Here is a 26152-nt window from a genome sequence, read left to right as displayed (position 1 = left end):
GTTGAGTCTGTCCTTCACAAACACCTCCGGAGATGTCAGGACGGGATGTATCAGGTTTCCCTTGAGGACCTGGGGTTGATCCGCGAGTCCTCCCGACACCCGGAGGTGTTTTATGTCTGTTCAGGCCGTGGTGGCCACGGACTTACCCGTGGTTGTTGCCGTCGATGTGGGCAAGAAGGTGGTCGCGTTGTCGGTCACTGATGCGGGCCGGCACCGTCTGTTGGGTCCGCTGGAATTTGAGATGACAGGGCGGGGCCTGGACGGGGTCCTCGCCCTGATCAGAAGAACGCTGGCCGGGGCGGATGTTCCGGTGAAAGTCGGCATCGAGGCCGCCGGGCACTACCACCGGCCGCTGCTGGGGCCCTCAGTGTGGCCTGCAGACTGGCAGGTCCTCGAGCTCAATCCCGCGCAGTGTGGCCGAACAGCGCAGGGTCCAGGGACGCCGCCGGGTCAAGACGGACGCCCTGGATCTGGAAGCGATCACGGAGCTGGTGCTGGCCGGCCGCGGCATCCCGGTTACGGCGCACGAGGCGGTGATCGGGGAGTTGGGCGCGTGGGCCGTGCACCGGACCCGCCGGGTCCAGGTGCGGACGGCGACGAAGAACCAGTTGACGGCCGAATTCGCCGACCCTTGCCGGCTCGAGGCGCTGGGCGCGGGCCGGTTCATCCGGTCCGCGGCCGCCCGCGGACTGGCGGTGCGCCGGCCACTGGCCGAACGCATCGTCGGTGCTGCCCGCGACACCCTGGCCACCGTGGACGCGCCGGTGGCCCGCCGCGTGCTCGCCGAGTACCTGGCCCTGCCGGCAGAGCTGACCGCGCAGATCGACGCGGCCGAGGCCGAGCTCGCCCGGCTGCTGCCGCTGAGCCCGTTCGCGACCCTCACCACCACCCCGGGCTGGGGTGTGGTGAGTGCCGGGAACTATACCGGGGCGCTGGGCGACCCGCACCGCTGGCCCGGACCGTCGCAGATCTACCGGGCGTCGAGGCTGTCCCCGGCGCAGTATGAGTCGGCAGGCAAACGGCGCGACGGATCCATCAGCAGGGAAGGCAGCGTGGCGCTGCGCCGGGCCCTGATCGATCTCGGTGTGGGGCTGTGGTTCAACGATACGCCGAGCCGGGCCTACGCGGCCGTGCTCAAAACGGGGGGGCAAACATGGCGGGGTCATCGCCTGCGCCACGGCGCACCGTGCCACCCGGATCGCCTACGCCCGCCAGCCGGGAAAGCCCCGCTTCCGGACCCGAAGGAGGTGCGCGGTTTTCCTTCACAACCCGGGCCGGCGGTGAGACGCTGGAACCGACGAAGGGCCGGAACAGACGCCGATACAGCTATGGCGGACGCTTTCCGCGTTACGCCGCATCTAGCATGGCGCCCGGCCCTTCGCCCCTGGGCAGCCCGGACGACGCCAGATGACCCGGTAACCGCCGAGGTCGGATAAGTTAGCGTGGGCGGCCAGGAACCACGCCGGTCCAGCCATCACACCCGTCAGCCGCCACACTCCCTCCGAGCGCCCCGTCTGACACAGGGAGCGTGCCCTGCCACGCCCGGGCACGCAGCCGGCGGCGGTCCGGTGCTGGAGTGGACGAGCGGACCTGCCGAGTATGACCCGAGGTCTTAGTCATATTGGTGCCGTACACATGCGGATGGCTTGGCCACTCAGGACTCAAATCGGGATTCAGGGACAGTTCGGGAGAGCCGAAACGATTGACAAATGCTTGGGCGAGCCTTGGTAGGAGGCCATGGCGATGGTTTGTGTTGCCGGTGATTCTGGTTCTGGGGCCGCGCCTACGCTGACGCCGCCAGACTTCTTTGACTGGGTGTGAGAGGAAGTTGGACCGGCACCGGATTTGTACGGGATCCCTGGTGGAAGCTCTATGCCGTACCGGCCGGGTCAGAGAGAAGCTGGGCAAACGCCAGTTCCGCGGCGCCCACCAACAGCAACTCGGATCCCAGGATCGCCCTCTTAATCTTTACGCCGGCTCCCAGTCCGCCGATCGTCTCTTTCGCTACGGCCGAGACAAGGCGTTCGGGATTCAGGTCAAAGATTGATCCCAGAAACCCGCCGAGCACGATTATTTCGGGGTTGAAAATGTTCACAAAATTCGTCAGCGCTACGGCAAGGAGGTCGATCTGCCTTTCAGCTTCCTCTGCTAGCTCCGGGGACGGATGCTCGGCAATGGCCCTCTCGAGATCGTCCTGATCCGCCCGGACGAGGCCGAGTGGAACGAGCAACCGTTCAAGGCGAACTTCGGCGTCCAAACACCCGGACCGTCCGCAGTGGCACCTTTCCCCGTTGGTTCGCACCAGAGTGTGACCAAGTTCGCCGGCAAAACCTGCAGAACCGCGCAAAGGCCTTGCTCCGGAAATGACTCCGCCGCCAATGCCGCTGGCACTGCCGTTTAGATACACAACATCCGAAAACCCGACGGCGGCCCCGTAAATGCTTTCTGCGAGCGACGCTAGGGTGGCGTCATTCCCGGCACGCACGGGGCGGCCCAAGGCCTGCTCCAGGGAAGCCGACAGTGGCTCGTCAGCCCACTGGAGGTGTGGCGCCAAGAGTATCTGCCCGTCGGACGACCTGACTAGTCCAGGAACGGCAACCCCGACTCCGGTAATGCGGTCCATGGCCTCCAGATCGGCTTGCATTCCTTCTATAATCGCCCGGCTGATGTTGACTGTTTCCGTGACGGAAGGTTGTGTGGCCGCCTCATACCGGATCCTTCGATGAACGCGCCCGCCTAGGCCGACCAGCCCCACCGTCACGGCATCCACATCTGGATTGATAGCCAGGGCGGCGATGTTCTCGTTCGGATGGACAAGGGGGCTGGGCCGTCCGACGCGCCCTACGGCAGGCGCTTCTGTTTCATAGGCAAGTCCCAAGTCGCCGAGCTCGGCGACAAGAGCGCTGATGGTTGACCGGTTCAACCCCGTCCGCTTTGTCAGGTGGGCACGCGATAGCGCTCCCCCTCTGTGGAGCAGGCCCAAAATCAGCGACAGGTTGTTGCGCCGAATAGTGTCCGTGCTCTGGAGCGGCTTCGCGCTGGTTCTTTGCGCACCGTCCAGCTTGGTCAGGTGTGAAGCCGTCACCCTATGCCTCTCGAAACTAGTTGTAGTGCCTGCTTATCTTCCGCCTGATCGGCGCTTGTTGAAGATATCGAAAGCGACGGCCAGAAGAAGCACCAGACCCTTGATAGCCATTTGCCAGGCGGCATCGACGGAGAGAACCGACAGACCCTATTAAGCACACCCATCACGAGGCCTCCGATGACCGCGCCGACCACCGTTCCTATTCCAGCCTGGACCGCCGCACCGCCAATTTCGCGGTCAGGAGCCTGGCCGGCACCCGGCTTTCCACCCTCATCAGGGTGAATACCGCTGATGGCATCGAGCTCGTAGTTCTGCCCGGCAGAGGCTACAGCACCCGCCCGCTCTGGCCGTACTGACAACACCTGCCAGTCCCGAGAGTACTCCGATGTTGACGAAGATCAGGAAGTTGACCCATTTTGTCTTGACTCCTGACATCTCAACGGAGAAGGTCAGCAGGAGAAGGGTCGACAGTGGGCTCAGTTGCCGGAGTCAATGCAGCCGCTCGCGATCTTGTAGTTCCTGCTGATGAGCGGCTGGAAGTCCGGCTCGGGTGTGCTGTCCATGGCGACGGGCCATTCCGGGCGTTTGCCGGTGAGGGCCCAGGCGGCCTGGACGGCGGCACCCCGGGCGACGTACTCGCCGGGGCTGGGGATCACCACGGGAAGGTCGAAGACCTGCGCCGCAATTTTCTGCACGGCCGGGTTCTGCACTGCGCCGCCGATGAGCAGCAGGCGCCGGGCGGGCACTCCCAGTTCACGCAACGCATCAATCCCACCTGACAGTCCGCACAGCATGCCTTCGACAGCTGCCCGGGCGATGTTGCTACGCGTCGCGGACGCGATGCTGAGGCCGTGCAGACTGGCCTTCGCGTCCGGCAGGTTGGGGGTGCGTTCACCCTCGAAGTACGGCACCAGCACCACTCCCCCGGCGCCGGGCACCGCGTCCAGCGCCAGGCGGGCCAGACCATCGAAATCGACGTCCAGTACCTCGGCGATGGAACTGAGGACCCGGGCAGCGTTCAAGGTCACGGCAATGGGAAGGTAGCCGCCGCCCGCGTCGGCGAACCCCGCAACGGTGCCGGTGACGTCCGTGCAGGGCTCGGCAGCGACGGCAAACACCGTGCCGCTCGTCCCCACGGAAACCACCACATCGCCGGGGCCGAGCCCCAGGCCCAGCGCAGCGCCCGCGTTATCACCGGCTCCGGCGCCAACGGCGATTCCACCTTTTGCGGAACCCGCGCCCAAGCCGGGCCCTGACGTGCCCTTGCCGCCGGCGGGGAAGCATTCGGAATGAATCTGCCCCGCCGTAGCACCGGGGTCAAGAACCCTGGGCAAGACGACGACGCCGCCCGGCCCCGCAAAGTCCCCTGCCTCACGGGCCTCCCGTCCGAAGGCCAGCTTGAAAAGTTCCAAGTCATAGGCTCCCGATTCCGGATTCCAGTAGCCGGTGCCGCTGGCATCGGAGCGGTCGGTGGTGAGCTGTTCCAGGTCCGGGCCCAGGGGGCTGGACCCTGAAGGACCAAAGCCACGCATACGCCAGGTCAGCCAATCATGCGGCAACGCGACGGCGGCCACCTTGGCCGCGATTTCCGGCTCATGGTCCCTGACCCACCTGACCTTGGTAGAGGTAAAGGAAGCCACCGGCACCAGGCCGGTCCGCAGGGCGTACTCCTTCGCGCCTACCTCGGCGGTCAGCTGGGCGGCAGCGCCGGCAGACCTGGTGTCGTTCCACAACAGTGCCGGGCGGAGAACATTTCCGTCGCGGTCCAGCAGCACCATTCCGTGCTGCTGGCCCGCGATGGAGAGGCCGCCGACGCCGGCCAGCCCGCCGGCGTCGTCAATGGCTTCTGCCAGCGCCTGCCACCAATGGTCGGGGTGGACCTCGGTGCCGTCCGGATGGCCAGCACGGCCTTCGCGGACGGGAATGCCGGTTTCGGCATCGAGGATGAGAACCTTGCAGCTTTGGGTGGAAGAATCCACTCCGGCAACCAGCGTCATGGGATCAGCGCGCTCCCAGCAGGTGCTCGATGAAGAGCTGCTGGAGCTTCACGAAACCGAAGCCCTTGCCGCCGAAGTAGGCGTCGACGTCGAACTCTTCATAGGCGGACTTGTCCGCCCGCAACTGTTCGTAGCCTTCGCCCGGGTTGAGGGTGGGCTCATTGATTTCGGAGACCCGCGAGGCCTCAAGTGCCGCCTGTACCTCGGGGTCGGCGCGGAAGGCCTTGGCACGTTCCTTCAGCAGGAGGTAGGTCTGCATGTTGGCCGCGGCAGAGTCCCACACGCCGTTGATGTCCTCGGTGCGGCTGGGCTTGTAGTCGAAGTGGCGCGGACCGTCATAGGCCCGGCCGCCGTTGGGTCCGCCGTTTTCCAGCAGGTCCACGAGCGAGAAGGCGTTCTGCAGGTCTCCGTGGCCGAACACCAGGTCCTGGTCGAACTTGATGCTGCGCTGGCCGTTGAGGTCGATATGGAAAAGCTTGCCCTGGTAGAGCGCCTGGGCGATGCCGTGGGTGAAGTTCAGTCCGGCCATCTGCTCATGACCCGTCTCGGGATTAACGCCTACAAGCTCCGGACGCTCCAGGGTCTCGATGAACGCGAGGGCGTGGCCAAGGGTTGGCAGCAGGATGTCGCCGCGGGGTTCGTTGGGCTTGGGCTCGATGGCGAAGCGGATGTTATATCCCTTGTCCGTGACGTAATCGCCCAGGAGGTTCACGGCTTCCCGGTAGCGCTCCAGGGCGCCGCGGATGTCCTTCGCGGCGTCGTATTCGCTGCCTTCACGCCCGCCCCACATCACGAACGTTTCGGCGCCCAGTTCGGCGGCGAGGTCGATGTTCTCCAGGACCTTGCGCAGGGCGAAGCGGCGCACGCCGCGGTCGTTACTGGTGAAGCCGCCGTCCTTGAACACCGGGTGGCTGAACAGGTTGGTGGTGACCATGGGCACCACCATGCCGGTGGCTTTGAGTGCACCGGTAAGGCGGTCAATCTCCCGCTGGCGCTCGGCCGCTGGGCACCCGAAGGGGAAAAGATCGTTGTCGTGAAAGGTCAGGCCGTACGCGCCGAGGTCGCTGAGCCGATTGACGGCCTCAACCGTATCCAGCGGCGGGCGCGTGGCTGACCCGAACTGGTCCTGCGCCTCCCAGCCAACTGTCCAAAGGCCGAAGGAAAACTTATCTTCACGAGTGGGCTGGATCGCCATTGAAATGCTCCGAGGGATAGAGGGCTGATACTCAAGGTTCGAAACACCGCCGTGGCATCTCAAAGGGAAATGTTTCATGACCAAACATATTCCAAATATTCGTGATGTCAAGCACGTCCTCTGCGCCCTCCGCGTCGACCGCGCCCTCTGAGTCTGATGCTTTCTATGGCCCCGTCCACCTCCGGCAGATATGTAGGACGCGACATCAAAATAAGCCATGGGGGTCAGCGGAGGACAACAGCGCATGCATCAGATCGCAAGCGAACGTAACTAGGCCGACATCCACGCCCCCGTGCTCCGGTGATCCGCCACCCGCCATCCGCCATCCGGCCAGCATGCAGGAGCTGCAGGAGCTCGTTGCCGGCGCGGACCAGGTCAAGGCCTTGGCATCCCGCCATTCGTTCAACGACATCCCAGACACCGCGGGAACGCTGGCCATCCTCGACCGTTTGGACGAGAGCATCAGCGTGGATGTGCTGGCCATGATAGTTCCGGACGGCGGCAGCACCCGCACGCACGGTGTGGTTACCCAGCAGGTGGCCCGCGGCAGCGATCTGCCGGACGATTTCAGGGCGCTTCTTGACGTGCCCGGCTCGGACTTCGCAGAGTAATGCGCGGCGGCAATGGCGGGCTCGGCATTCCCGACGCGGGCCGGGCCATAGCCGCATTCGCCGGCGCCGGCAGGCTTCGTCCCTTCTTTGTGCAAAATTTGGAGAATTCTCCGTCGCGCCCGTTGACCTGACGCAACGGACATGAAATTCTAATACGAGTCTTTGTGTAGGTGTTTTTTCATGCTCGCAAGACATGTTGCGAACGTGAAGCTCCTGCCGCCGAAGCCCGGTTGTCCCGGTCCGAAAGCCAAGGTTCTTCTCGCAGAGTGACCAAGACCGGCACGAAGTGTGCCGGCCTTATTCAAGATCCACAATGAGGAGAAACTAATGGCACAGGGAACCGTGAAGTGGTTCAACGCTGAAAAGGGCTTCGGCTTCATCACCCCGGATGACTCCGACGGCGATGTCTTCGTTCACTACTCTGAGATCCAGACCGGTGGCTTCAAGACCCTCGACGAGAACGCTCGCGTTCAGTTCGAAATCGGCCAGGGGGCCAAGGGCCCCCAGGCTACCGGCGTCACGCTGGTCTAGTCACCCGCTGGGAGTTGCCTGAGGCAACCTCCACAGGAAATGATCCCCGGCATTGGTGCCGGGGATCATTTTTTTGGTATTGATCGTTGGAGCGCAATTCGCATTTCCGGCCGGCGGCCGGAATAGCCAGCCGTAATGGCCAACGCGAGTGGCGGCTGGAATGACCGGCGCGAATAGCCGACGTGAATAGCTGGCGCGAATAGCGGCCCACAAACACCCGCACTTCCGCAAGCGCCCGCACTTCCGGCAGTTAGCGCACCAGCGTCCGAAGCAGGCGCGCGCTCTGGCGGACCGAGAGACCGGGAAGGTAGGCCCGGCTCAGGGCGCGGCCGATGGCGGGCAGCTGCAGCGGGTCCTGATAATAAAGGTAGAGCGTACGGTAGTCAGGTTTGAACCTCGATTTGAAGGTGGCCAGGGACCGGAATCCATAAACCGGTTCCAGCGCCCTGCCCACCACATCCAGGATGGCCGCCAAACCCTCGGACTTGCTGGCGGCGCCGTCCTTGGCAAGCGGTGATCCGGACAGCGAGATGACCTCCACTGAGCTCCGCAACTCCTGCACTGCCGAGGCGATCAGGAATTCCATCACGCCGGGAAAGGCCTCCCCGCGCCGCCGCATGAAGTCCAGGGTCCAGCTCACCAGGCGCCCGTCCTCAAACACCGGCAGCCAGCTGGTGACGCCCAGCACCTGGCCCTCCGCATCCAGCGCCAGGCAGCACAGCACATCCTCGTCCTCGAGTTCATCAATGCCGCCCAGAGTGAAGCCCATTTCCGGGACGGACTTCTGCGCCGCCCATTCTTCCGAGACCTCGCTGAGCTGGGCGCGCAGCGGTGCCGGGAAGTCGCTGTAGCGGCCCCAGACCGCCTGCACGCCCGTCTTGGCGGCACGGTTCAGGGCCGTCCGGACGTTCTGCCACTCCTTGCCCTTGAATTCGAGTTCGCGCACGGCCAGCCGGGTCTCCTGGGCCACGGCCACCCGGCGGAAGCCCCGCGACTGAAGGGCCGGCCACAGCCCGTCCGTGCAGGAATAGAAACACGGGATCAGGGCGTGTTCGGCGCAATAGCGCATGAACCCGGCAGCGGCGTCCGCATGGAGCGCCGCCGGGCCGAACGGTCCGGCCAGGGTCAGTGCCACGTTGCCGTGTTGCTGGTACGCCACCCCGCTGCGCCGGTCCGGGGCAAACCAGTACTTGTTCGGTTCCCAGAGGGCCATCCAGGACAATGAGTCGCCGCCCTGCCGGATCAGGCCCCGGGCCACGTCACGGTCCCCCGTGCCGGCGTCGGTGCGGTGAAGCCGTCGCAGCAGGACCAGCCACACCGCGGCCAGGGCGACAAACCAGAAGATGATGCCGGAGTAGGCGAAGAGGAAGGCTTCGAGGGTGTTGCGGTTCTCGAAGACACGGCTGTAGGCGCCCGGAATCGGCAGCGGCAGGTACTGCCGCGCCAGCTCAGCGGCCAGTCCCTGCAGTCCGCCGTCCCGAGTCATTCCGCCGGCGGCGAGCCAGGCCGCGGTGTAGCCGGACGCCAGCACCAGCCACGTGCCGCCGACCACTGCGGCCAGGGTCCGACGGGCCCGGGGGGTGGTCTCGACGCGGAACTGCCGGCGGTTCGCCCACAGCAGCACGACCAGCAGCAGCGGGACCGCCACGAGAGGCAGCACGTGGACGAAGCCGGAACCCATCACGGCGGTATGCGGACGGCCGCCGGGGCCATGCGGCATCCGGGCGAACAGGGTGAGATAGACCGCAGCCATCGCCGTCACCGCGAGCTGTATGAGCACGGCGATCCGGAGGGCGAGCCGGCGGCCGTGCCGCATGCCGTCCGCGCAGATGAGCAGCAAGACCACCGGCACCACGGCGAGGGCAAGGCCCAGCGGTCCGGCGAAGCCCGCCCGGCCCACTTCCAGGCACCCGACGTCGACCGTGCCGCCGCAGTTCTGCTCCAGCTGGCTGAGCGTGGGCAGCGGGTTCAGGACGACGTCCCGCAGCAGGGCCAGGGGCCCGGTGGGGCTTCGGACCGCGGCGGTGAGGATGGGTCCGACGGCGAAGATTGCCACGGTGAGGGCCAGCAGGTTGCGGGTTTCGCGCCCGGTCGAGCGGTGCCGGTGCAGGGTGCCCGAGTCGCCTTGGATCCACCAGCCCGCCGCCATCCCGGCCACCGCCCCTGCCAGCCCCACGACGGTTTCCGGATGGCCCACATACAGCACCAGCAGGAGCGAACCCGACAGGACGGCCGTCCGCAGCCGCCGCTGCCAGAGCGTGGGCAACAGGCCGCTGGAGGCGAGGGAAGCGGCGAGGACCGCCGCATAGGGACCAATCAGCCGGGCGTCCACCATGAGGCCCAACCAGCCGTCGCCGGCAAACCGGGCGAGCTGGGTGAACAGCAGGAACAGGGTGACGGCGGCAAACTGGCCGGCAAAGAAGAATACCGCGGCCCGCCTCGAGCCGAGCCGGCGTTCGGCGAGGCCCAGCAGCAGGAGGATCATGAGCGACGCGGAAAAGTAGGCCAGCACGTTGGTCGCGAAGAACATCGAGGTGAACAGGGACCACCACTGGCCCGCTTTCAGGCCCGGGGCGCTGACCGAGGCCACGGCCAGCAGCCGCTCCGGCGGCCCGGAGAGGAAGCTCCCGGTGACCGCCCCGGTGGCCAAAAAGACGGCGAGCACTGCGAGCGTGAACGGGATGGCCTGGAAATGGGCCAGGACAGCGCCGAGCGACTCCCGCACAACGCCGCGGGGCGAGGTGCCGCCCTGGCCCGCCGCCGGCCGTGCTCCGGCTGCTGCGTCCAGCGTCACGGCCGGATACCCCACCGGGCGGCCAGGAAATCAAGGCCTCCGGGCAGGCCGCTGGAGGCCGCCAGCCAGGAATGGCCCGCGTTGTCGATGCTGCGGGTCTCCACGCTGAAACCGGCATCCCGCGCGGCTGCAGAGAGCACGTCCAGGTAGCCCATGAACTCGGGGTCCCGGACACCGGCCGCGAAGTAGATGCCGTTCCCCTCGAAGCGGCGCTCGGCCATCAGCCGCAACGGCGTCAGCCGCTCGAAGGCTTCCGTGTCGCCGCCGAAGGAGGCCTCGATGGTTTTCTCGCGTTCCTTCGCGATGGCCGGTTCCTGCTCGCTTGAGAAGGCCAGCGCGGAACTGTAGATCTCCGGGTGGCGGGTCACCATCTGCACCGCACAGGTGCCTCCGAAGGAGAATCCGCCGGCGGCCCACTGGCGGCGGTCCGGATCGACGGCGAGCGTCCGGTCAATCCACGCCGGGACGTCCTGGGACAGGAAGGTGTCAGCCTGCGCGATCCTGCTGTCCAGGCACATCGTGTTGCCCGAGGTCGAACCGTTCGGATCAACGACGACCACCACCGGCGCCACGCCGTGGTGCGCTGCCGCGAACCGGTCCATCCGGCTGCGGAGCGCACCTCCGGTGAGCCAGTCGGCCGGAGCCCCGGGCTGCCCGGAAAAGAGCACCAACACGGGCAAGGCCGGGCGCGGAGACGCCTGGTACGCCGGGGGAAGATAGATGTACGCCTCGCGGCTCTGAAAGCCCGAGTTCGTGCCGGGGATCGACGCCCGTCGAAGCTCACCGCCGTCCGGCAGGCCGGCAGGGGCTGTCCAGCCGGCCAGGCTGACCCCGGGGGCCGCACCCGAGGCCCGCTTCAGGCCGTCCTCGAGCGGCTGGATCCGGGCCACCGCCGTACCCGTCAGATCGCTCACGGTGTGGTTCAGCCCGAAATAGTCGTTGATCTGGACGGCGGAGAGCGTCACCATGCCGAGCACCGCCACCGTTGCGGCGGCGGTCTTCCGCCAGGGGCGTGCGGGGCGCTTTGCTCCCCAGATACCCTTCAGACGCAGGATAAGGAGCAGCAGGGCGGCGACGGCGGGAACGGTCCAGGCCAGGACCTCGCGGGGAAGTACCTCGGGGAAGGCCGAGAAGACGTAGATCAGCAGCCAGTGCCCGCCGGCCACGAGGGCGGCAGCGAGCAGTGCCGAAAGCACCGCGGCGGCCCCTGACCGGAGGACGCGTTGGAGGCGGGACGCCCCGTCCCGCCACCAGAGCAGATATGCCAGCCCGGCGGCACCCGCGGCCCAGGCGATCCACAGTACCGGACCATCCACCAGCCGGATGTCTTCGAGGAAGTCCATCGGGGCTAGCGCCAGGTGCCGACGCCGATGACCGGCCCGGCCTCAAGCCAGGAGGAGAGGCCGGTGTAAGCGTCGAATCTCATCGCGAGCAGGACCTCCTGCCCTTCGTACCGGAGTTCAACTATCACGGCATCGGGCTGGACTTTGACGAGTTCGGATTCCGTGGGCTTGCGCCGTCCCAGCAGCTCCAGCGAGCTGCGACGGAACGTGTGCTTGGGCCGGGTGCTGAGGGAAGCAAGGCGGAACCACTCCAGGTCGTTGTCCTGATAACGACAAACCCCCATTTGCCAGCTGTTTCCAGCCGTGCAAATGGAGGCGTCCACCGTGCCCAGGGCGCGCCGCAGGTTGAAGCGGCGCACCCCGGAAAGGCACAGTGCAAATACCAGCAACGCAAAGATCGTTGCCAGGACGATGAACGGGACAACAGTATCGTTCATCTGGTCGTGCTAGCGGATCCCCGCAGTAGCTGCGTCGCCCAGTTGGGCGTTGTCAGCAACAATGACGACCCGGTTGTTGTCGACGGAGAAGAATCCCCCGTCGACGACTACGGCTATGCGGTCACCGGAGACCGGCTGGATGGCCAGTTCACCTTCGGCCAGAATCGCCAGCAGGGGCGAGTGGCCGGGCAGGATTCCGATTTCACCATCGCTGGTGCGGGCCTTGACCATCTTGGCCGCTCCGGACCACACGAAGTGGTCCGCTGCAACAATCTCAACCTCAAGCTCAGCCATATTACTTGGTCTGTTCCTGGATCTTGGCCCACTGGCGCTCGACGTCATCCAGGCCGCCGATGTTGAAGAACGCCTGCTCTGCGATGTGGTCAAGCTCGCCGTCGCAGATCGCGGTGAAGCCTTCAACCGTGTCCTTGATGGAAACGGTGGAGCCTTCGACGCCGGTGAACTGCTTGGCGGTGTAGGTGTTCTGCGAGAGGAACTGCTGGATGCGGCGTGCACGCGACACCACGATCTTGTCCTCTTCAGAGAGTTCGTCAACGCCGAGGATGGCGATGATGTCCTGGAGTTCCTTGTTCTTCTGCAGGATCTGCTTGACCCGGACGGCCGTGTTGTAGTGGTCGTTGCCGATGTACTGCGGATCCAGGATGCGGGAGGTCGACGTCAGCGGGTCAACGGCCGGGTACAGACCACGGGAAGCGATTTCACGGGAAAGTTCCGTGGTCGCGTCGAGGTGTGCGAAGGTCGTGGCCGGGGCCGGGTCGGTGTAGTCATCTGCGGGAACGTAGATGGCCTGCATCGAGGTGATCGAGTGGCCCTTGGTGGACGTGATGCGCTCCTGGAGGAGGCCCATCTCGTCTGCCAGGTTGGGCTGGTAGCCCACTGCCGACGGCATACGGCCGAGGAGGGTGGAAACCTCGGAACCTGCCTGCGTGAAGCGGAAGATGTTGTCGATGAAGAGCAGCACGTCCTGGTTCTGCACATCGCGGAAGTACTCCGCCATGGTCAGGGCGGACAGCGCCACGCGCAGACGCGTTCCCGGCGGCTCATCCATCTGGCCGAATACAAGGGCGGTGTCCTTGAGGACCCCGGCCTCTTCCATTTCAACCCAGAGGTCGTTGCCTTCACGGGTACGCTCGCCGACACCGGCGAACACCGAGGTGCCGCCGAAGTTGCGGGCAACACGGGTGATCATTTCCTGGATCAGCACGGTCTTGCCGACACCGGCGCCACCGAACAGACCGATCTTGCCACCCTTGATGTACGGGGTGAGGAGGTCGATCACCTTGATGCCGGTTTCCAGCATCTCGGTGGAGCCTTCGAGGGTCGCGAAGGCGGGAGCCTTGCGGTGGATCGGCCAGCGTTCGCTGATCTGCAGTTCCGACTCTTCGACGTCGAGGGGCTGGCCCAGGACGTTGAAGATGTGGCCCTTGACGCCGTCGCCGACGGGCACGGTAATCGGCCCGCCGCTGTCGACCACATTGGTACCGCGGACGAGTCCGTCGGTTGCCTGCAGGGAGATGGCGCGGATGAGGTTGTCGCCAAGGTGCAGCGCAACCTCGAACGTGATGGTCTTGGTCTCACCGTTGAGAGTAATCTCCGTGGTGAGTGCGTTGTAAATCGAGGGGATTGCGTCAGCCGGGAATTCGACGTCGACAACCGGGCCAATGACACGTGCAATACGGCCGGTAGCACCGGACGTTGCGGCTACGTGATCGGTAGCAGTGGCAGTCATCTCTCTCACTTCACTCAGTAGATGGCGTGGGGGTTAAGTTGTTCTTTTGTGCAGGTACAGCTGGTCCGGAACGTGCTGGCTAGGAGGCGCTCAAGGCGTCTGCACCGGCAACGATTTCGGAAAGCTCCTGCGTAATCTCAGCCTGGCGGGCAGTGTTGCGCAGACGCGTGTACTTCTTGATGAGGTCCGTGGCGTTGTCGCCGGCGGATTTCATCGCCCGCTGGCGGGCGGCGAGCTCGGAAGCTGCTGCCTGCAACATAGCGGCGAAGATGCGTGATTCGATGTAGCGCGGCAGCAGGGCATCGAGAACCTGCTCCGTTTCCGGCTCGAATTCGTAGAGCGGCAGGAGCTCCGATTCGGACGCGGCCTGCTCTTCCACAACCTCGAGCGGGAGGAGACGCACAACCGTCGGCTCCTGCGTCACCATGGACTTGAAGCGGGTGTAGACGACATGGATCTCGTCGACGCCGCCCTCTTCGTACGCCGTCGCGAAGTCTTCCAGCAGTGCGCTGCCGACTTCCTGGGCTGTTTCGAACACCGGTGCGTCGGTGTTGCCGGTCCATGCGCGCTCGTAGGGGCGGTTCCGGAAGTCGAAGTATGCCTGCGCCTTGCGGCCCATGACATAGGTCTTGACTTCCTTGCCCTCCTCGTGGAGCAGCTCGATGAGACCTTCCGCCTGCTTGAGCACGGTTGCCGAGTACGATCCGGCCAGGCCGCGGTCCGAGGTGATGACCAGGACGGCGGCGCGACGGATCTGCTCCGGCTCGGTGACGAGCGGGTGGTCGATTTCGCTCTGGCTTGCGACAGCAGAAACGGCACGCGTAATCGCGTTCGCGTAAGGCAGTGAAGCCGCTACGCGTGCGCGGGCCTTGCCGATGCGCGAGGTAGCGATCAGTTCCATCGCCTTGAAGATCTTTCGCATCGACGTCGTCGAGCTGATCTTCTGGCGGTAGACCCGAATCTGGGCTCCCATACTTATCCTTTCCTAAGATCCCGGTGGCCGGGACTGCCGGAACCCGCGGGGGTTCCGGCAGTCCCTGCCAGCGAAACTAGCGCTTCTGCTTGACGATTTTTTCCTGGTCGACCTGCGTCTCGTCGATGGGGGCGTGCTCCTCGTGCCCCGCACCGACCAGGTAGCTGTCGCCCTCGCCGAAGAAGCCCTTCTTGAAGTCCACGATCGCGGTCTTCAATGCTTCTGCGGTGTCATCGTCCATGACGTTGGTCTGGGCCAGCGTCGTCAGGATGGAGGACTTGTGCTTGAGGTGCTCCAGGAACTCGGTCTCGAAGCGGTTGATGTCTTCAACCGGAACCTCGTCGAGGTGGCCGTTGGTACCGGCCCAGATGGAGACGACCTGGTTCTCGACCGGGAACGGTGAGTACTGGCCCTGCTTGAGCAGTTCCATCAGGCGGGCACCACGGGTCAGCTGCTGGCGCGATGCGGCGTCGAGGTCCGACGCGAACATTGCGAAGGCCTGCATGTCGCGGTACTGGGCCAGTTCCAGCTTCAAGGTACCGGAGACCTTCTTCATGGACTTGACCTGTGCGGCGCCACCAACGCGGGAGACGGACACGCCCACGTCAACAGCGGGACGCTGGTTGGCGTTGAAGAGGTCCGACTGCAGGAAGATCTGGCCATCGGTAATGGAGATCACGTTGGTCGGGATGTAGGCGGAAACGTCGTTTGCCTTGGTCTCGATGAGCGGCAGGCCGGTCATCGAACCTGCGCCGAGCTCGTCGGAGAGCTTGGCACAACGCTCCAGCAGGCGGGAGTGCAAGTAGAAGACGTCGCCCGGGTAGGCTTCGCGTCCCGGCGGGCGGCGCAGCAGCAGCGACACGGCGCGGTATGCTTCGGCCTGCTTGGAGAGATCATCGAAAACGATGAGGACGTGCTTGCCGCCGTACATCCAGTGCTGGCCGATGGCCGAGCCGGCGTACGGTGCCAGGTACTTGAAGCCTGCGGGGTCCGATGCGGGGGAAGCCACGATGGTCGTGTATTCCAGTGCGCCGTTGTCCTCGAGGGTCTGGCGGATGGCAGCAATCGTAGATGCCTTCTGGCCGATCGCCACGTAGATGCAACGCACCTGCTTGGTGACATCCCCGGAAGCCCAGTTGGCCTTCTGGTTGATGATCGTGTCGATCGCGATCGCCGACTTGCCGGTCTGGCGGTCGCCGATGATCAGCTGACGCTGGCCGCGGCCGATCGGGATCATGGCGTCGATAGCCTTGAGACCGGTCTGCATCGGCTCGTGAACCGACTTGCGCTGGGTCACGCCGGGCGCCTGGAGTTCCAGGGCACGGGTGGTCTCGGCCTTGATGTCGCCGAGGTCGTCGATGGGCATGCCCAGCGGGTCAACCACGCGGCCGAGGAAGGCGTCGCCTACCGGAACGGACAGAACCTGACCGGTGCGGTGGACTTCCTGGCCTTCTTCGATCCCGGTGAAGTCACCGAGGATGATGACACCGATCTCGCGGACGTCGAGGTTCTGGGCCAGGCCCAGCGTGCCGTCTTCGAAGCGCAGCAGTTCGTTCGCCATGACCGAGGGAAGGCCCTCAACACGGGCGATGCCGTCACCTGCGGTTGTTACACGGCCGACCTCTACGCGCTCTGCGTTTCCGGGTTCGTAGGACGCCGCGAACTCGTTCAACGCAATACGGACGTCGTCGGCGTTGATGGTCAATTCGGCCATCTGCAGTCCCTGCTCTCCTGTTTTCGTGATCATCGGTGCTCGCGATGACCGGGGTTTCGTGTCGTTGGGTGGTGCTTGTCCGGCTAGCCGACAAGCTGACGGTGCAGCTGGGCCAGGCGGGCGGCAACCGAAGCGTCAACCACTTCGTCACCTACCTGGATCCGGATGCCACCGATCAGTGCCGGGTCAACGTTCATGTTGATCTTAAGATCGCGCCCGTAGAGGCCGTTCAGCGCCGCCTGCAGACGACTGGTCTGTGCCTCCGTCAGCGGACGGGTGACGCTGACAACGGCAATCCAGCGCTGCTGCCGCTTGGCTGCAAGCTCGGCGAAACGACGCACGAGCCTGGTTACCTTGAGGCCACGGGGCTGAGTAACGGCCTGTGCCGTGAGGACTTTCGCTTCCTCGCTTGCACCGGGAACGAGCTTTTCGGCGAGGGCAATCTTGGCTGCCGGGCTCGCTTGCGGCTCGGACAGAGCACGCTGCACCTCGTGGTTGGACTCCACGGCCTGGCTGAAGGCGAACAAATCGTTCTCCAGTGCTTCCAGGCCGGTGATTCCCGAGGCAGAGACGGCAGACTTGTTTTCAGCTACGGCGATGACCACCGTAGCGGCAAGAGTCTCGAGTGCATCGCCGATATCCCGTGCGGATGCCCAGCGTGAGCCGGCCAGCCCGCTCGCGATTTCCGCAGCATCGGCGGAGACGTTTCCGCCGAAGAGCCGCTTGACCAGCGCCGACTTTTCGTCACCGCTACGGGACGGATCAGTCAGGGCGCGGCGCAGGCCAGCCGAGCTGTCCACCGTTCCCAGGATTCCGAAGAGTTCCTTAGCCAACTGCAGCGAGGCGTTCGGAAGCTTGGCTTCCAGGGACGCCAAGGCTGCGGCCAGCGATTCGCTCGATACACCTGCCATTACTTAGCTGCACCTGCGTTCTGGTTCTCCAGATCTGCCAGGAAGCGGTCAACCACACGGCGGGCACGCTCGTCATCGCTGAGTGACTCCTCGACGACGCGGCTTGCCAAGGTGGTGGCCAGCGAACCGACCTCCGCGCGGAGCGACACAACGGCAGCCTGGCGCTCGGCCTGGATCGCCGTGTGGGCCTGGGCAGTGATGCGGGCAGACTCTGCAGCTGCCTTCTCCTTCAGGTCCGCGAGGATCTGGGCGCCTTCGGCACGTGCTTCCTCGCGGATGCGGTTGGCCTCGGCACGGGCATCAGTGAGCTGCTGCTTGTACTCTTCGAGTGCGGCGGAAGCCTCTGCCTGGGCCTTTTCAGCCTTGGCAATGCCGCCTTCGATGGCCTCGGCACGCTCTGCGAAGGTCTTCTCGAACATCGGGACAATGAACTTGACCACGATGTACATGAGGACAGCAAAGCCGGCGAGGACGACGCCCATTTCCCAGACATTGGGAACCAGAGGGTTGGTGCCCTCAGTGGCGGCTGAGATGATCGTCTGATTCATAATTCACCCGTCCTATCTACTCGGTTCTGGATGTTCGCTTGTTCTGAAGTTCAGACTAGAGAACGAAAGCGAAGACCAGGCCGAGGATGGCGAGGGCTTCAGTCAGCGCGAGGCCGAGGAATGCGATCGGCTGAAGCACACGCTGTGCTTCCGGCTGACGTGCGACGCCGTTGATGTAAGCGGCGAACACGAGACCAACACCGATACCACCGCCGATTGCGGACAGACCGTAACCTACGAGGTTGAGATTGCCTTCCATTTTTTTCCTTTCAAGATGCCATCCATGTGGCAGGTCGTTTGGTTTGCTTCATCCCCGCAAGGGGAAGTTTGTGGGAGCCTAGTGGCTTTCCGCGTGCAAAGCGCCTTCGATGTAGATGGCGGTCAGCAGCGTGAAGACGTAGGCCTGGAGCGCCATGATCAGCGCCTCCAGCATGTACATGGCGATCGCACCGACGAGCACGAGGACCGACGTGCCCTTGAGGAGCAGGTTCTCCTGCATCACGAGGAACTCGATGCCGGAACCGGCGATCATCACGATCAGGTGGCCGGCCAGCATGGTCGCGAACAGACGGAGGCTGTGCGTTACGGGGCGGACCAGGAAGTTTGAGATGATCTCGATCGGGATGACGATCGGGAGGATGTAGACCGGCACTCCGGACGGCACGGTGGCCAGCTTGAAGTACTTCAGTCCGTTCTTCTTGATGCCGATGGCGATCCAGGTGATGTACACGATCGCGGCCAGCACATAGGCGCCGCCGACGTGCGAGAAGCTCGGCAGCTGGATCACGGGGATCGCGCCGTAGATGTTGTTCACCAGGATGAAGAAGAAGAGGCTGAACAGCAGCGGGACATACTTCATGAAGTCCCGGCCGCCGATGATGTCCTTGGCGATGCTGTTGCGGACGAAGCCATAGGCCATCTCGCCTGCGAACTGCAGTTTGCCGGGAACAAGCTGCTGCTTACGGGCAGCTAGCAGAAAGAATGTGGCGATAATAACGACCGACAGGATTACCAGCAGCATCTGCTTGGAGAATCCGTCGGCCGCCCCCCACGGCAGGATTGCCGGCAGGTGCATTTCATCAATTCCAGGAGGCGTAAAAGGTCCTGAATCTTGGGCCGGGAGCGCAAGCGCGATCAACGCGTTTCCTCTCTGCAGTGTCCATCATTGGGCGTTGGTAGAGGAGCGGCGACTTTACGGTCCGCATCTCCCCATGTGAAATTATTTGGCATTACTGATCCTCGTCCTGGGACGGGCCACGTGCAGCAGTGTCCCCGCCAGCGGAATTACCCGAACTGGTGAGGCCGTGCATATGAGAAAGATAGAACCCTCCCGCGGCTCCAAGCAGAGCGCCTGCGAGCACAATCCAGCGGGTTCCCCACAGATTATCCAGACCCCACCCTATCAAACTCCAGACCATGATTCCGCCAACAATGTAGCTAAAGACGGCGATTCCGGCGTTGTATCCGCCGTCCCTGCCGTTCTCGGATACACCGGGGGCACCGGCGGTAGTTCGGGGGGTTGCGGCAGCCTTGTTAATGCGTCTGCGTCCGTCTTTGCGGCTAAACATTGGTGCCGCCTTCTGTGCTCTCGGGGTCGTTATAGATCTGAAGCCGGGCTTTGCTGAAGCCGTAGACCTCGGCGGCCTGCCATAGCACTACGGCCACGACGGCGCCGGCCAGGAACCACGCGCCGTTCAACCATGCCGGGGCACCGATTGCGAAAAGGACCACGGCAAAGCCGACGACCTTGATGAAATAGGTAGCCACGAACAGGCCGATGGCGCCGGACGGGTTGTTGCGGCCGGCAAAGTGGCCGACAAGCAGGCTGATCGCGAAAAATGCCATCACCAGGGCTCCACCGAACAGGCACGAAAGCGCGGCCGGCGTGCCTTCGACCAGGAGTGCGGCCACCCCTGCGAGCAGTAGTGCGCCGCCTGCTGCCGCCGAGCTCAGGACCAGCAGCCGCAACCACAAGGACTTTGTGGGACCCGAGACGCCAACGGGTCCGTTACCGGACGGGCGTCCGGAACCGGCGTTGGAGGTCATGAGATCCCAATCGTCGCAGGGTTGGTGCTGGCAGGGCGGAATGCCGGAGGCAGCGGTGCGGCGGTAAGCCGCACATGAATTCTACATGAGATAGAAATTATTCGGAACGTGGGCCGGCGGGGGTCATTCCACTTCCGCCGCAGAGCGGGGACCGCGTCCCGGCGCCTTGTTGTGGAGGTAGGGCCACGCGGTCACAACAGCCATGATTGCGGTGGCCGCCAAGTCTACGGCCAGCACGATTTGCCACGGGTAGACCACGAAGGCCAGACCGCCGAAGGCAAGCACGCAGGTCCACAGGTACATGAGCACTACAGCGCTGCGGTGCGAGTATCCGATGTCCAACAGTTTGTGGTGCAGATGTCCCCGGTCAGCGGACCAGGGCGAACGGCCCACGGCAGTTCGCCGGACCACGGCGAGGCACAGGTCCAGGATCGGAAGGAAGAGGACCGCGAAAGGCAACAGGATCGGAATGATTGTGGGGATGCCGTTAACCCGGTCGTAGAGCCCGGAGGTGATCTGCCCGGTGGAGACGATGCCGGCTGACGCCAGGAGCAAGCCGATCAGCATGGCGCCCGAGTCGCCCATGAAGATCTTCGCCGGAAACCAGTTGTGCGGCAGGAACCCGAGACAGCTGCCCACCACAATCGCTGTCAGGAGGGTTGCGAGGTCGGAGCGATCCAGGATATCGGCGGTCCGGTGCACCCAATAGGCCGTGAGGAAGAAGGCTGCACCCCCGATGATCGCCACACCAGCGGCAAGTCCGTCGAGCCCGTCAATGAAGTTGAACGCGTTCATGGTGACGACAATGAGTCCGGCCGTGAGCACGATGCTGGCCCCTTCATTCTCAATCACGATCGGTTCCGGAATGAAGGGAACAATCGAAACGCGGACACCCCAGACGGCGACCACGGTGCCGGCCACGCCCTGGCCGATCAGTTTTACCCACCAGCGCAGGTCAACCAGGTCGTCGGCAAGGCCAACCACAACGATCACGGCTGCACCGGCCAGCACCCCCCACGGCGAATCGTTGCCGCGGAAGATGTCCTTCACGAAGAAGGACTGGCTGGCCACCACCAGTGCCACCAGGGCGCCGACGAAGATGCCCAGGCCGCCGAGCCGGGAGATCGGGGTGGAATGCATATCGCGGCTGCGGATGGGCGAGAACACCTCCAGCCTGTTGCCGACTAGCCGGGCGCCCCACGTCGCCGCATAGCTTACTGCCGCCGCCGTCAGCATCATGAGCAGGTACATGATCACCGGGAAGCCACCTGCCCGAGGATGTCAGCGCAAGCGACACCCGGCTGCACATTCCGCAGCCACGGTGTCCGTAGCGGGTATGGGGAGAGGGGTGGCGCAACTTGCCGTGGATGTGTCTTTCGGTAAATGAAACTTCTCCGTCGCCGTGCTCAGGGCAGGCAGTGCGTAGTGCCTGACAGGGCTGTATTACAGTGGACTCTAGTCAAGATACTAATGCCAACGGCCACCTGTCTTCGCGTCACACGGCCCATCGCCGGCGGGAAAACCACATACGGCCCGCTGAAAGGACCCCCGCGATGACCCAGTCGGTTGCAGTTGCTGCCGTGACGTTTGACCGTCCCCGGGAGCTGGCCGTTCTGCTGAACGCCATCAACAACCAGACGGCTCCGGTGCGCTCCATTTGCCTCGTCGACAGCGGCACGGCGCCCGCCAAGGACGTCGCCGAAGGGCACGGCAACGTGGACTATGTCAGGAGCGAAGCGAACCTCGGCGGGGCGGGCGGCTTTTCCCTCGCGGTCCTCAAGGCGGTCGCCAGCGGAGCTGACTGGATCTGGATGATGGACGACGACGCCGAACCCGCCGACGCGGAGTGCCTCGCCACGCTGCTCCGTGAAGCCGAAGCCCGGAACCTCGACGCCGTTGTCCCGCTGGTGGTGGCCCCCGGGCACCCGGACCGGCTGTCCTTCTTCTTCCGCCTGGACGGCAAGGTCACGCATGAGCGGGCCGAACTGGAAAAGGTCGGCTTCCTCCCGGATGACGGACACTTCTTCAACGGCGCCCTGATCCGCTCCGACGTTTTCTTCAAGGTCGGACTGCCCGATATGCGCCTCTTCATCCGCGGCGACGAAGTGGATTTCACGATCCGGCTGCGCAAGGCCGGCATCCGCTTCGGGACCGTGACGACGGCGGCCATCACGCACCCGCACGCATTTTCGGAGACCAAGCATGTCTTCGGCGCCAGATGGCATGTGATCGTCCCGGAGACCGCCTTCAAGCGCTACTACTATTACCGCAACCGCGGGTACCTCATCCGCCGCTATTTCCGGGTCAAGTCCCTCGTCGCCGATGTGGGCGGGTACCTCGGGTATTTCCTGCGCCGCGGCGACTTCCGCGGGCTGGCCGGCTGGTTCCGGGCCTTTTCCACCGGCCTCCGCGGCAAGGGCTTCGGCCCCCTCGAGGACCAGAAGTTCTAGCGCTGCCGGCGCTGGCGTAGCCGCCGCCGGATCAGCAGCCCCATCAGCACCCAGGGTTCGCCGAAGACCCGATACGCCACCCGCTTCGGGTCCAGCAGAAGGCGCCAGGCCCACTCAAGTCCGAGGCGGCCGATCCATCGCGGGGCCAGTTTCTGGATCCCCGCGATCTGCTCAATGGCTCCGCCCACGGTGCAGTAGACCGCCGGCGGCAGCGAGGCCAGGTTGCGCTGCAGCACATGTTCCTGCAGCGGCATCCCGAGTCCCAGCAGCACCAGCTGCGGGCGCAGCTCTCCCAGCCAGGCGACGGCCCGGGCTTCCAGCTCGGCGTTCCAGCCCTCGCCGGGCATTCCATCCACCTGCGCCTGGGGGACGATGTCCTGGAGCCGCGCCACGGCCTGGGCGTTGGCCTGGCTGCCGGCACCGATTACGGCGAGACGCTTAAGACCTTTGACCTTCGCCAGCGCGGGAATCCAGTCGGTGGAGCCCAGCCGGTAGTCCATCGAGCGTTCCTTGGCGCCATCGCCTTCCAGGCTCTTGGCCCAGAGCCACAACACCGGGGCGCCATCGATGAGAACCACATCGCTCTGCTGGTAGAAGGAACGGAATCCGTCATCGGAATGCAGCAGGGTCACGCTGTGCAGGTTGTGGCCCACGATGGTCCTAGTGCCGCCCTCGGCGATGAACCCGTCGAGGACGTCCGTCAGTTCGTTAACGGTCACTGGCGTCGCGTCCACCTCCAGGAAAGGGACGTGCTGACGCGGAACGGTCACGCCGTCCCGGCGGGTTCGCCGGATCCTGCCGGGTCGTGGTCCGGGCCGGCCGGGGCGTTGCCGTCCACGTCCAGCAGTCCGGGGACCACGTCCCGCAGGCGTTCCAGGCTGATGGCGCCCTGGCGGACCACCCGCAGCGGCAGGGCGGTGGCGTCGATGATGGTGGACGGCAGGGCCTCTGGACCCTCCACGGGCCGGCGCCCGTCTTCCAGGTAAACCTCGACGGACTCGGCGAGCTGCGCTTCCGCCTCGGCTGCGGTCTGCGCTGCTGGATGACCGGTGCGGTTCGCGGAGGAGACGGCCAGCGGTCCGGTGATGGTCAGGAGGTCCCGGGCGACGTCATCGGCGGGGATCCGCAGCGCCACGGTGCCCTTGGTCTCCCCGAGATCCCAGTCCAGCGAGGGCTGGGCGTGCAGGATCAGGGTCAGGCCGCCCGGCCAGAAGGCTTCGGCGAGGCGCCGGGCCTCCGCCGGTACGTCGGTGGCGAGTCCGTCGAGGGCGTTGAGCCTGGGGATCAGCACCGGCGGCGGCATCTTCCGGCTCCGGCCTTTGGACGCAAGCAGCAGGGTCACGGCCACGGGTGAAAAGGCGTCGGCGGCGATCCCGTACACGGTATCGGTGGGGAGAACCACGCATTTGTGTTCCCGGATGGCCCGCTGGGCGTGCTCAAGTCCTGCGGCGCGCTGCTCAGCTGCCGTGCAATCGTAGCTAGTCGTCACTGCCCTATTCTTTCATCACTTCAGGGCTGCTCCGTCCGCCGGGCCGCGGGGCGCGAGGACCGCGCTCGTGGCCCGTTCCTTTCCGTTGAGGTCCAGGTGGGTGGCCACATCGGTCCACAGTCCGGTGCGCTCCAGCATGCCGGCTATCCAGGCCGCCTGGACTTCCGCGTGTTCCATCACGAAGTAGCCTCCTGGCGCCAGGAGCCGCGCGGCCGAAGCCGCCGCCGCCGTCGGAAGTTCCATGCCGTCCGCTCCCCCGCCGTAAAGTGCCTCGGGCGGGTCGTGCAGCGCAACTTCCGGCTCGTTCGGGATGGCTTCGGCCGGGATGTACGGGGGGTTTGAGACGACGACGTCGAAGCTGCCATTGTGCTCCGGGAGGGCATTGCGCAGATCGCCACGGACCAGGGAGACGCCGAGGGGCAGCAGGTTCTTTGCGGCCCACGCGTGGGCAAACTCGCTGAACTCCACCGCGTGGACTTCGGCGCCCGGCAGCTCGTGGGCGATCGAACCGGCGATGGCCCCGGATCCGGTGCCCAGGTCCACGACCTTGGGATGCGCCATCCCCGGCAGCCGGCGCCTGTCTTTGAGCCAGTCCAGCACCAGCTGCACCACGGATTCGGTTTCCGGGCGGGGAATGAAGACCCCCGGGCCGACAGCGAGTTCCAGGTAGCGGAAGTGCGCCACCCCGGTAATGTGCTGCAGCGGAGTGCGCCGGGCGCGCTCGGCCACGAGGTCGGCGTAGCCTTCCGGCGCCGGCGTGTCGCCCAGCAGCAGCACGCGGAGCCGGCCGAGCCCGACGCCGAGGAGGTGCTCGGCGAGGACTTCGGCGTCGACCCGCGGGCTGGGCACGCCCGCGGCAGCCAGCACGGCAGTCGCTTCGCGGACCGCCTCCGCAAGGCTCAGCCCGGGGCCCTCTGTCATCGGCAACGCTTCCTGCGGGCTTATTCGCCGATGGCGTCGAGCCGGGACTGCTCGTCCAGTTCGATCGCCGATTGGATCACCGGTTCCAGGTCGCCGTTCATGACCTGGTCCAGGTTGTAGGCCTTGTAACCGGTGCGGTGGTCCGCAATCCGGTTTTCCGGGTAGTTGTAGGTGCGGATGCGCTCGGAGCGGTCCATGGTGCGGATCTGCGACTTGCGCTGGGCCGAGTTCTCGGCGTCGATCTGCTCCTGCTGGTGCGCCAGGATACGGGCGCGCAGCACGCGCATCCCCGCCTCACGGTTCTGCAGCTGCGACTTCTCGTTCTGCATCGCCACCACGATTCCGGTGGGAAGGTGGGTGATGCGGACGGCCGAGTCGGTGGTGTTCACGGACTGCCCGCCCGGTCCCGAGGAGCGGTAGACGTCGATCTTGAGATCGTTCTGGTTGATCTCGAGTTCCTCGGGCTCGTCCACTTCGGGGAGCACCAGCACGCCGGCAGCCGAGGTGTGGATGCGGCCCTGGGATTCCGTCACGGGGACGCGCTGCACACGGTGCACGCCGCCTTCGAACTTAAGCCGCGCGTAGACGCCCTCGGCCGGGTCGTTCGAGCTGCCCTTGATGGCAACCTGCACGTCTTTGTATCCGCCCAGGTCCGACTCGTTGGCCGAGATCATTTCGGTCTTCCAGCCCCGGGATTCGGCATAGCGGGTGTACATCCGCAGCAGGTCGGCGGCAAACAGGGCCGCCTCGTCGCCGCCCTCACCGCCCTTGACCTCGAGGATCACGTTTCGGGCATCGTCCGGGTCCCGCGGGATCAGCAGCCGGCGCAGCTTTGCCGCGGCCGTTTCCAGCGCCGCCTCAAGCTCCGGCACCTCCGCGGCAAACTCCGGATCCTCCCCCGCCATCTCCTGGGCCGCCGCCAGGTCCTCCTGGATCCCGTGCCAGGCATGGTAAGCCTCGACAATGCCGTTCAGCTGGGCCGAACGCCGCCCCAGTTTCCGGGCCAGCCGCTGGTCAGCATAAACAGCAGGATCCCCAAGCTGCGCCTGGATAGCATCATGCTCATCCAACAGCCCCTGTACGGACTCAAACATTTCAAAACCTCTTTCGACTTGAAACCAAGTCTAGTTACGCCGCGCGTTAGGTGGGACGAGAGCAAGTCGTTCTGTTTTTTGCCGCCCCGGGAGTGCGGTCGAAGACTCCCAACCTTCGCAAGCTCAGGTCGGGTCCCTCGTCATCTCCCTTCGGGCCTGCCGGAGCGTGGAGGCTCGGATCCGTCAGGATCGAGCCTCCACGCGTAGGGGCGGGGGCGGCAAAAAACCGAACGACAAAGGGGCGGGGCCGGCTAAACAACCGA

General features: G+C 65.0%; 25 protein-coding genes and 2 pseudogenes. 5 read left to right on the top strand and 22 right to left on the bottom strand.

Features of this window, described 5'->3' with window-relative positions:
- Positions 1–112: 112 nt before the first annotated feature.
- Together QFZ69_RS23240 and QFZ69_RS05940 are read left to right on the top strand one after the other, a co-directional pair.
- Positions 113–364: pseudogene (locus QFZ69_RS23240) on the top strand (hypothetical protein); the annotation flags it as partial.
- 49 nt (positions 365–413) lie between these two features.
- Positions 414–1436 carry a transposase gene (locus tag QFZ69_RS05940; RefSeq protein WP_306916333.1) on the top strand — a complete coding sequence of 341 codons (1023 nt, stop codon included), beginning with the start codon at positions 414–416 and terminating at the stop codon, positions 1434–1436.
- 434 nt (positions 1437–1870) lie between these two features.
- On the opposite strand, the gene QFZ69_RS05935 is transcribed toward QFZ69_RS05940, so the two are convergent.
- The 4 genes and pseudogenes from QFZ69_RS05935 to xylA form a co-directional block, all read right to left on the bottom strand.
- Positions 1871–3085 carry an ROK family protein gene (locus QFZ69_RS05935; RefSeq protein WP_373461805.1) on the bottom strand — a complete coding sequence of 405 codons (1215 nt, stop codon included), beginning with the start codon at positions 3083–3085 and terminating at the stop codon, positions 1871–1873.
- A gap of 33 nt (positions 3086–3118) precedes the next feature.
- A pseudogene (locus tag QFZ69_RS05930) lies at positions 3119–3532 on the bottom strand (hypothetical protein); the annotation flags it as partial.
- Between the two features lie 29 nt (positions 3533–3561).
- Positions 3562–5082, bottom strand: a complete 1521-nt coding sequence (locus QFZ69_RS05925) for a xylulokinase (protein ID WP_306916328.1) — start codon at positions 5080–5082, stop codon at positions 3562–3564.
- Positions 5083–5086: 4 nt separating this feature from the next.
- Complete coding sequence (xylA, locus tag QFZ69_RS05920) at positions 5087–6277, bottom strand: xylose isomerase (RefSeq protein WP_306916326.1); 1191 nt, start codon at positions 6275–6277, stop codon at positions 5087–5089.
- A 335-nt stretch (positions 6278–6612) separates the two neighbouring features.
- Here xylA and QFZ69_RS05915 point away from each other — a divergent pair, with 335 nt between their 5' ends.
- Both QFZ69_RS05915 and QFZ69_RS05910 read left to right on the top strand, forming a co-directional pair.
- Positions 6613–6888, top strand: a complete 276-nt coding sequence (locus QFZ69_RS05915; protein WP_306916324.1) for a hypothetical protein — start codon at positions 6613–6615, stop codon at positions 6886–6888.
- A gap of 327 nt (positions 6889–7215) precedes the next feature.
- Positions 7216–7419 carry a cold-shock protein gene (locus QFZ69_RS05910; RefSeq protein ID WP_024365900.1) on the top strand — a complete coding sequence of 68 codons (204 nt, stop codon included), beginning with the start codon at positions 7216–7218 and terminating at the stop codon, positions 7417–7419.
- A 250-nt stretch (positions 7420–7669) separates the two neighbouring features.
- Here QFZ69_RS05910 and QFZ69_RS05905 read toward each other — a convergent pair whose 3' ends face one another.
- The 14 genes from QFZ69_RS05905 to QFZ69_RS05840 all read right to left on the bottom strand — a co-directional run bounded on the left by QFZ69_RS05905 (position 7670) and on the right by QFZ69_RS05840 (position 21192).
- Complete coding sequence (locus tag QFZ69_RS05905) at positions 7670–10207, bottom strand: bifunctional lysylphosphatidylglycerol flippase/synthetase MprF (RefSeq protein WP_373463160.1); 2538 nt, start codon at positions 10205–10207, stop codon at positions 7670–7672.
- A gap of 2 nt (positions 10208–10209) precedes the next feature.
- Entirely contained in the window at positions 10210–11556 is a 1347-nt protein-coding gene (locus QFZ69_RS05900) for an alpha/beta hydrolase family protein (protein ID WP_306916323.1), read from the bottom strand.
- Positions 11557–11561: 5 nt separating this feature from the next.
- Entirely contained in the window at positions 11562–11993 is a 432-nt protein-coding gene (locus tag QFZ69_RS05895; RefSeq protein ID WP_306999966.1) for a DUF2550 domain-containing protein, read from the bottom strand.
- 9 nt (positions 11994–12002) lie between these two features.
- Positions 12003–12287 carry a F0F1 ATP synthase subunit epsilon gene (locus QFZ69_RS05890; RefSeq protein ID WP_247042889.1) on the bottom strand — a complete coding sequence of 95 codons (285 nt, stop codon included), beginning with the start codon at positions 12285–12287 and terminating at the stop codon, positions 12003–12005.
- A gap of 1 nt (position 12288) precedes the next feature.
- Positions 12289–13743, bottom strand: a complete 1455-nt coding sequence (atpD, locus tag QFZ69_RS05885) for a F0F1 ATP synthase subunit beta (protein WP_306916319.1) — start codon at positions 13741–13743, stop codon at positions 12289–12291.
- Positions 13744–13822: 79 nt separating this feature from the next.
- On the bottom strand, positions 13823–14716 hold the full coding sequence (locus QFZ69_RS05880) for a F0F1 ATP synthase subunit gamma (protein ID WP_306916318.1): 894 nt from the start codon (positions 14714–14716) through the stop codon (positions 13823–13825).
- 76 nt (positions 14717–14792) lie between these two features.
- Positions 14793–16430 (bottom strand): F0F1 ATP synthase subunit alpha, encoded by a 1638-nt coding sequence (atpA, locus tag QFZ69_RS05875; RefSeq protein ID WP_306919609.1) that lies wholly within the window; start codon positions 16428–16430, stop codon positions 14793–14795.
- 83 nt (positions 16431–16513) lie between these two features.
- A complete protein-coding gene (locus QFZ69_RS05870) occupies positions 16514–17341 on the bottom strand; it encodes a F0F1 ATP synthase subunit delta (RefSeq protein ID WP_306916316.1) in 828 nt (275 codons plus the stop codon).
- A complete protein-coding gene (locus QFZ69_RS05865; RefSeq protein ID WP_306916313.1) occupies positions 17341–17889 on the bottom strand; it encodes a F0F1 ATP synthase subunit B in 549 nt (182 codons plus the stop codon). The genes QFZ69_RS05870 and QFZ69_RS05865 overlap by 1 nt, the downstream gene beginning before the upstream one ends.
- Before the next feature lie 55 nt (positions 17890–17944).
- Entirely contained in the window at positions 17945–18148 is a 204-nt protein-coding gene (gene atpE / locus QFZ69_RS05860; RefSeq protein ID WP_009356484.1) for an ATP synthase F0 subunit C, read from the bottom strand.
- Between the two features lie 78 nt (positions 18149–18226).
- Positions 18227–19027, bottom strand: a complete 801-nt coding sequence (atpB, locus tag QFZ69_RS05855) for a F0F1 ATP synthase subunit A (protein ID WP_306916312.1) — start codon at positions 19025–19027, stop codon at positions 18227–18229.
- Between the two features lie 91 nt (positions 19028–19118).
- On the bottom strand, positions 19119–19457 hold the full coding sequence (locus tag QFZ69_RS05850) for a hypothetical protein (RefSeq protein ID WP_306916310.1): 339 nt from the start codon (positions 19455–19457) through the stop codon (positions 19119–19121).
- Positions 19450–19935: a hypothetical protein gene (locus tag QFZ69_RS05845; protein WP_306916308.1), complete on the bottom strand. Its 486-nt coding sequence runs from the start codon at positions 19933–19935 to the stop codon at positions 19450–19452. Before QFZ69_RS05845 ends, QFZ69_RS05850 begins: the two co-directional genes overlap by 8 nt.
- Before the next feature lie 123 nt (positions 19936–20058).
- A complete protein-coding gene (locus tag QFZ69_RS05840) occupies positions 20059–21192 on the bottom strand; it encodes an MraY family glycosyltransferase (RefSeq protein ID WP_306916306.1) in 1134 nt (377 codons plus the stop codon).
- 296 nt (positions 21193–21488) lie between these two features.
- On the opposite strand from QFZ69_RS05840, the gene QFZ69_RS05835 reads away from it, so the two are divergent.
- Positions 21489–22385 carry a glycosyltransferase gene (locus QFZ69_RS05835; protein WP_306916304.1) on the top strand — a complete coding sequence of 299 codons (897 nt, stop codon included), beginning with the start codon at positions 21489–21491 and terminating at the stop codon, positions 22383–22385.
- On the opposite strand, the gene QFZ69_RS05830 is transcribed toward QFZ69_RS05835, so the two are convergent.
- The 4 genes from QFZ69_RS05830 to prfA are packed head-to-tail and all read right to left on the bottom strand — an operon-like array spanning position 22382 to position 25889.
- A complete protein-coding gene (locus tag QFZ69_RS05830) occupies positions 22382–23155 on the bottom strand; it encodes a WecB/TagA/CpsF family glycosyltransferase (RefSeq protein WP_306916303.1) in 774 nt (257 codons plus the stop codon). The two genes, QFZ69_RS05835 and QFZ69_RS05830, sit on opposite strands and share 4 nt — an antisense overlap.
- The gene (locus QFZ69_RS05825; protein ID WP_306916301.1) at positions 23152–23874 is read right to left on the bottom strand and encodes an L-threonylcarbamoyladenylate synthase; all 723 of its coding nucleotides are present in this window, start codon (positions 23872–23874) and stop codon (positions 23152–23154) included. The genes QFZ69_RS05830 and QFZ69_RS05825 overlap by 4 nt, the downstream gene beginning before the upstream one ends.
- 15 nt (positions 23875–23889) lie before the next feature.
- Entirely contained in the window at positions 23890–24795 is a 906-nt protein-coding gene (gene prmC, locus QFZ69_RS05820) for a peptide chain release factor N(5)-glutamine methyltransferase (RefSeq protein WP_306916299.1), read from the bottom strand.
- Positions 24796–24815: 20 nt separating this feature from the next.
- The gene (gene prfA / locus QFZ69_RS05815; RefSeq protein WP_306916295.1) at positions 24816–25889 is read right to left on the bottom strand and encodes a peptide chain release factor 1; all 1074 of its coding nucleotides are present in this window, start codon (positions 25887–25889) and stop codon (positions 24816–24818) included.
- Positions 25890–26152: the final 263 nt, after the last annotated feature.

The sequence above is a fragment of the Arthrobacter sp. V1I7 genome (genome assembly GCF_030817015.1).
Classification (GTDB): Bacteria; Actinomycetota; Actinomycetes; order Actinomycetales; family Micrococcaceae; genus Arthrobacter.
The sequence above is the reverse complement of the archived record's forward strand: the minus strand, read 5'-3'. Positions and strand labels throughout refer to the sequence as shown.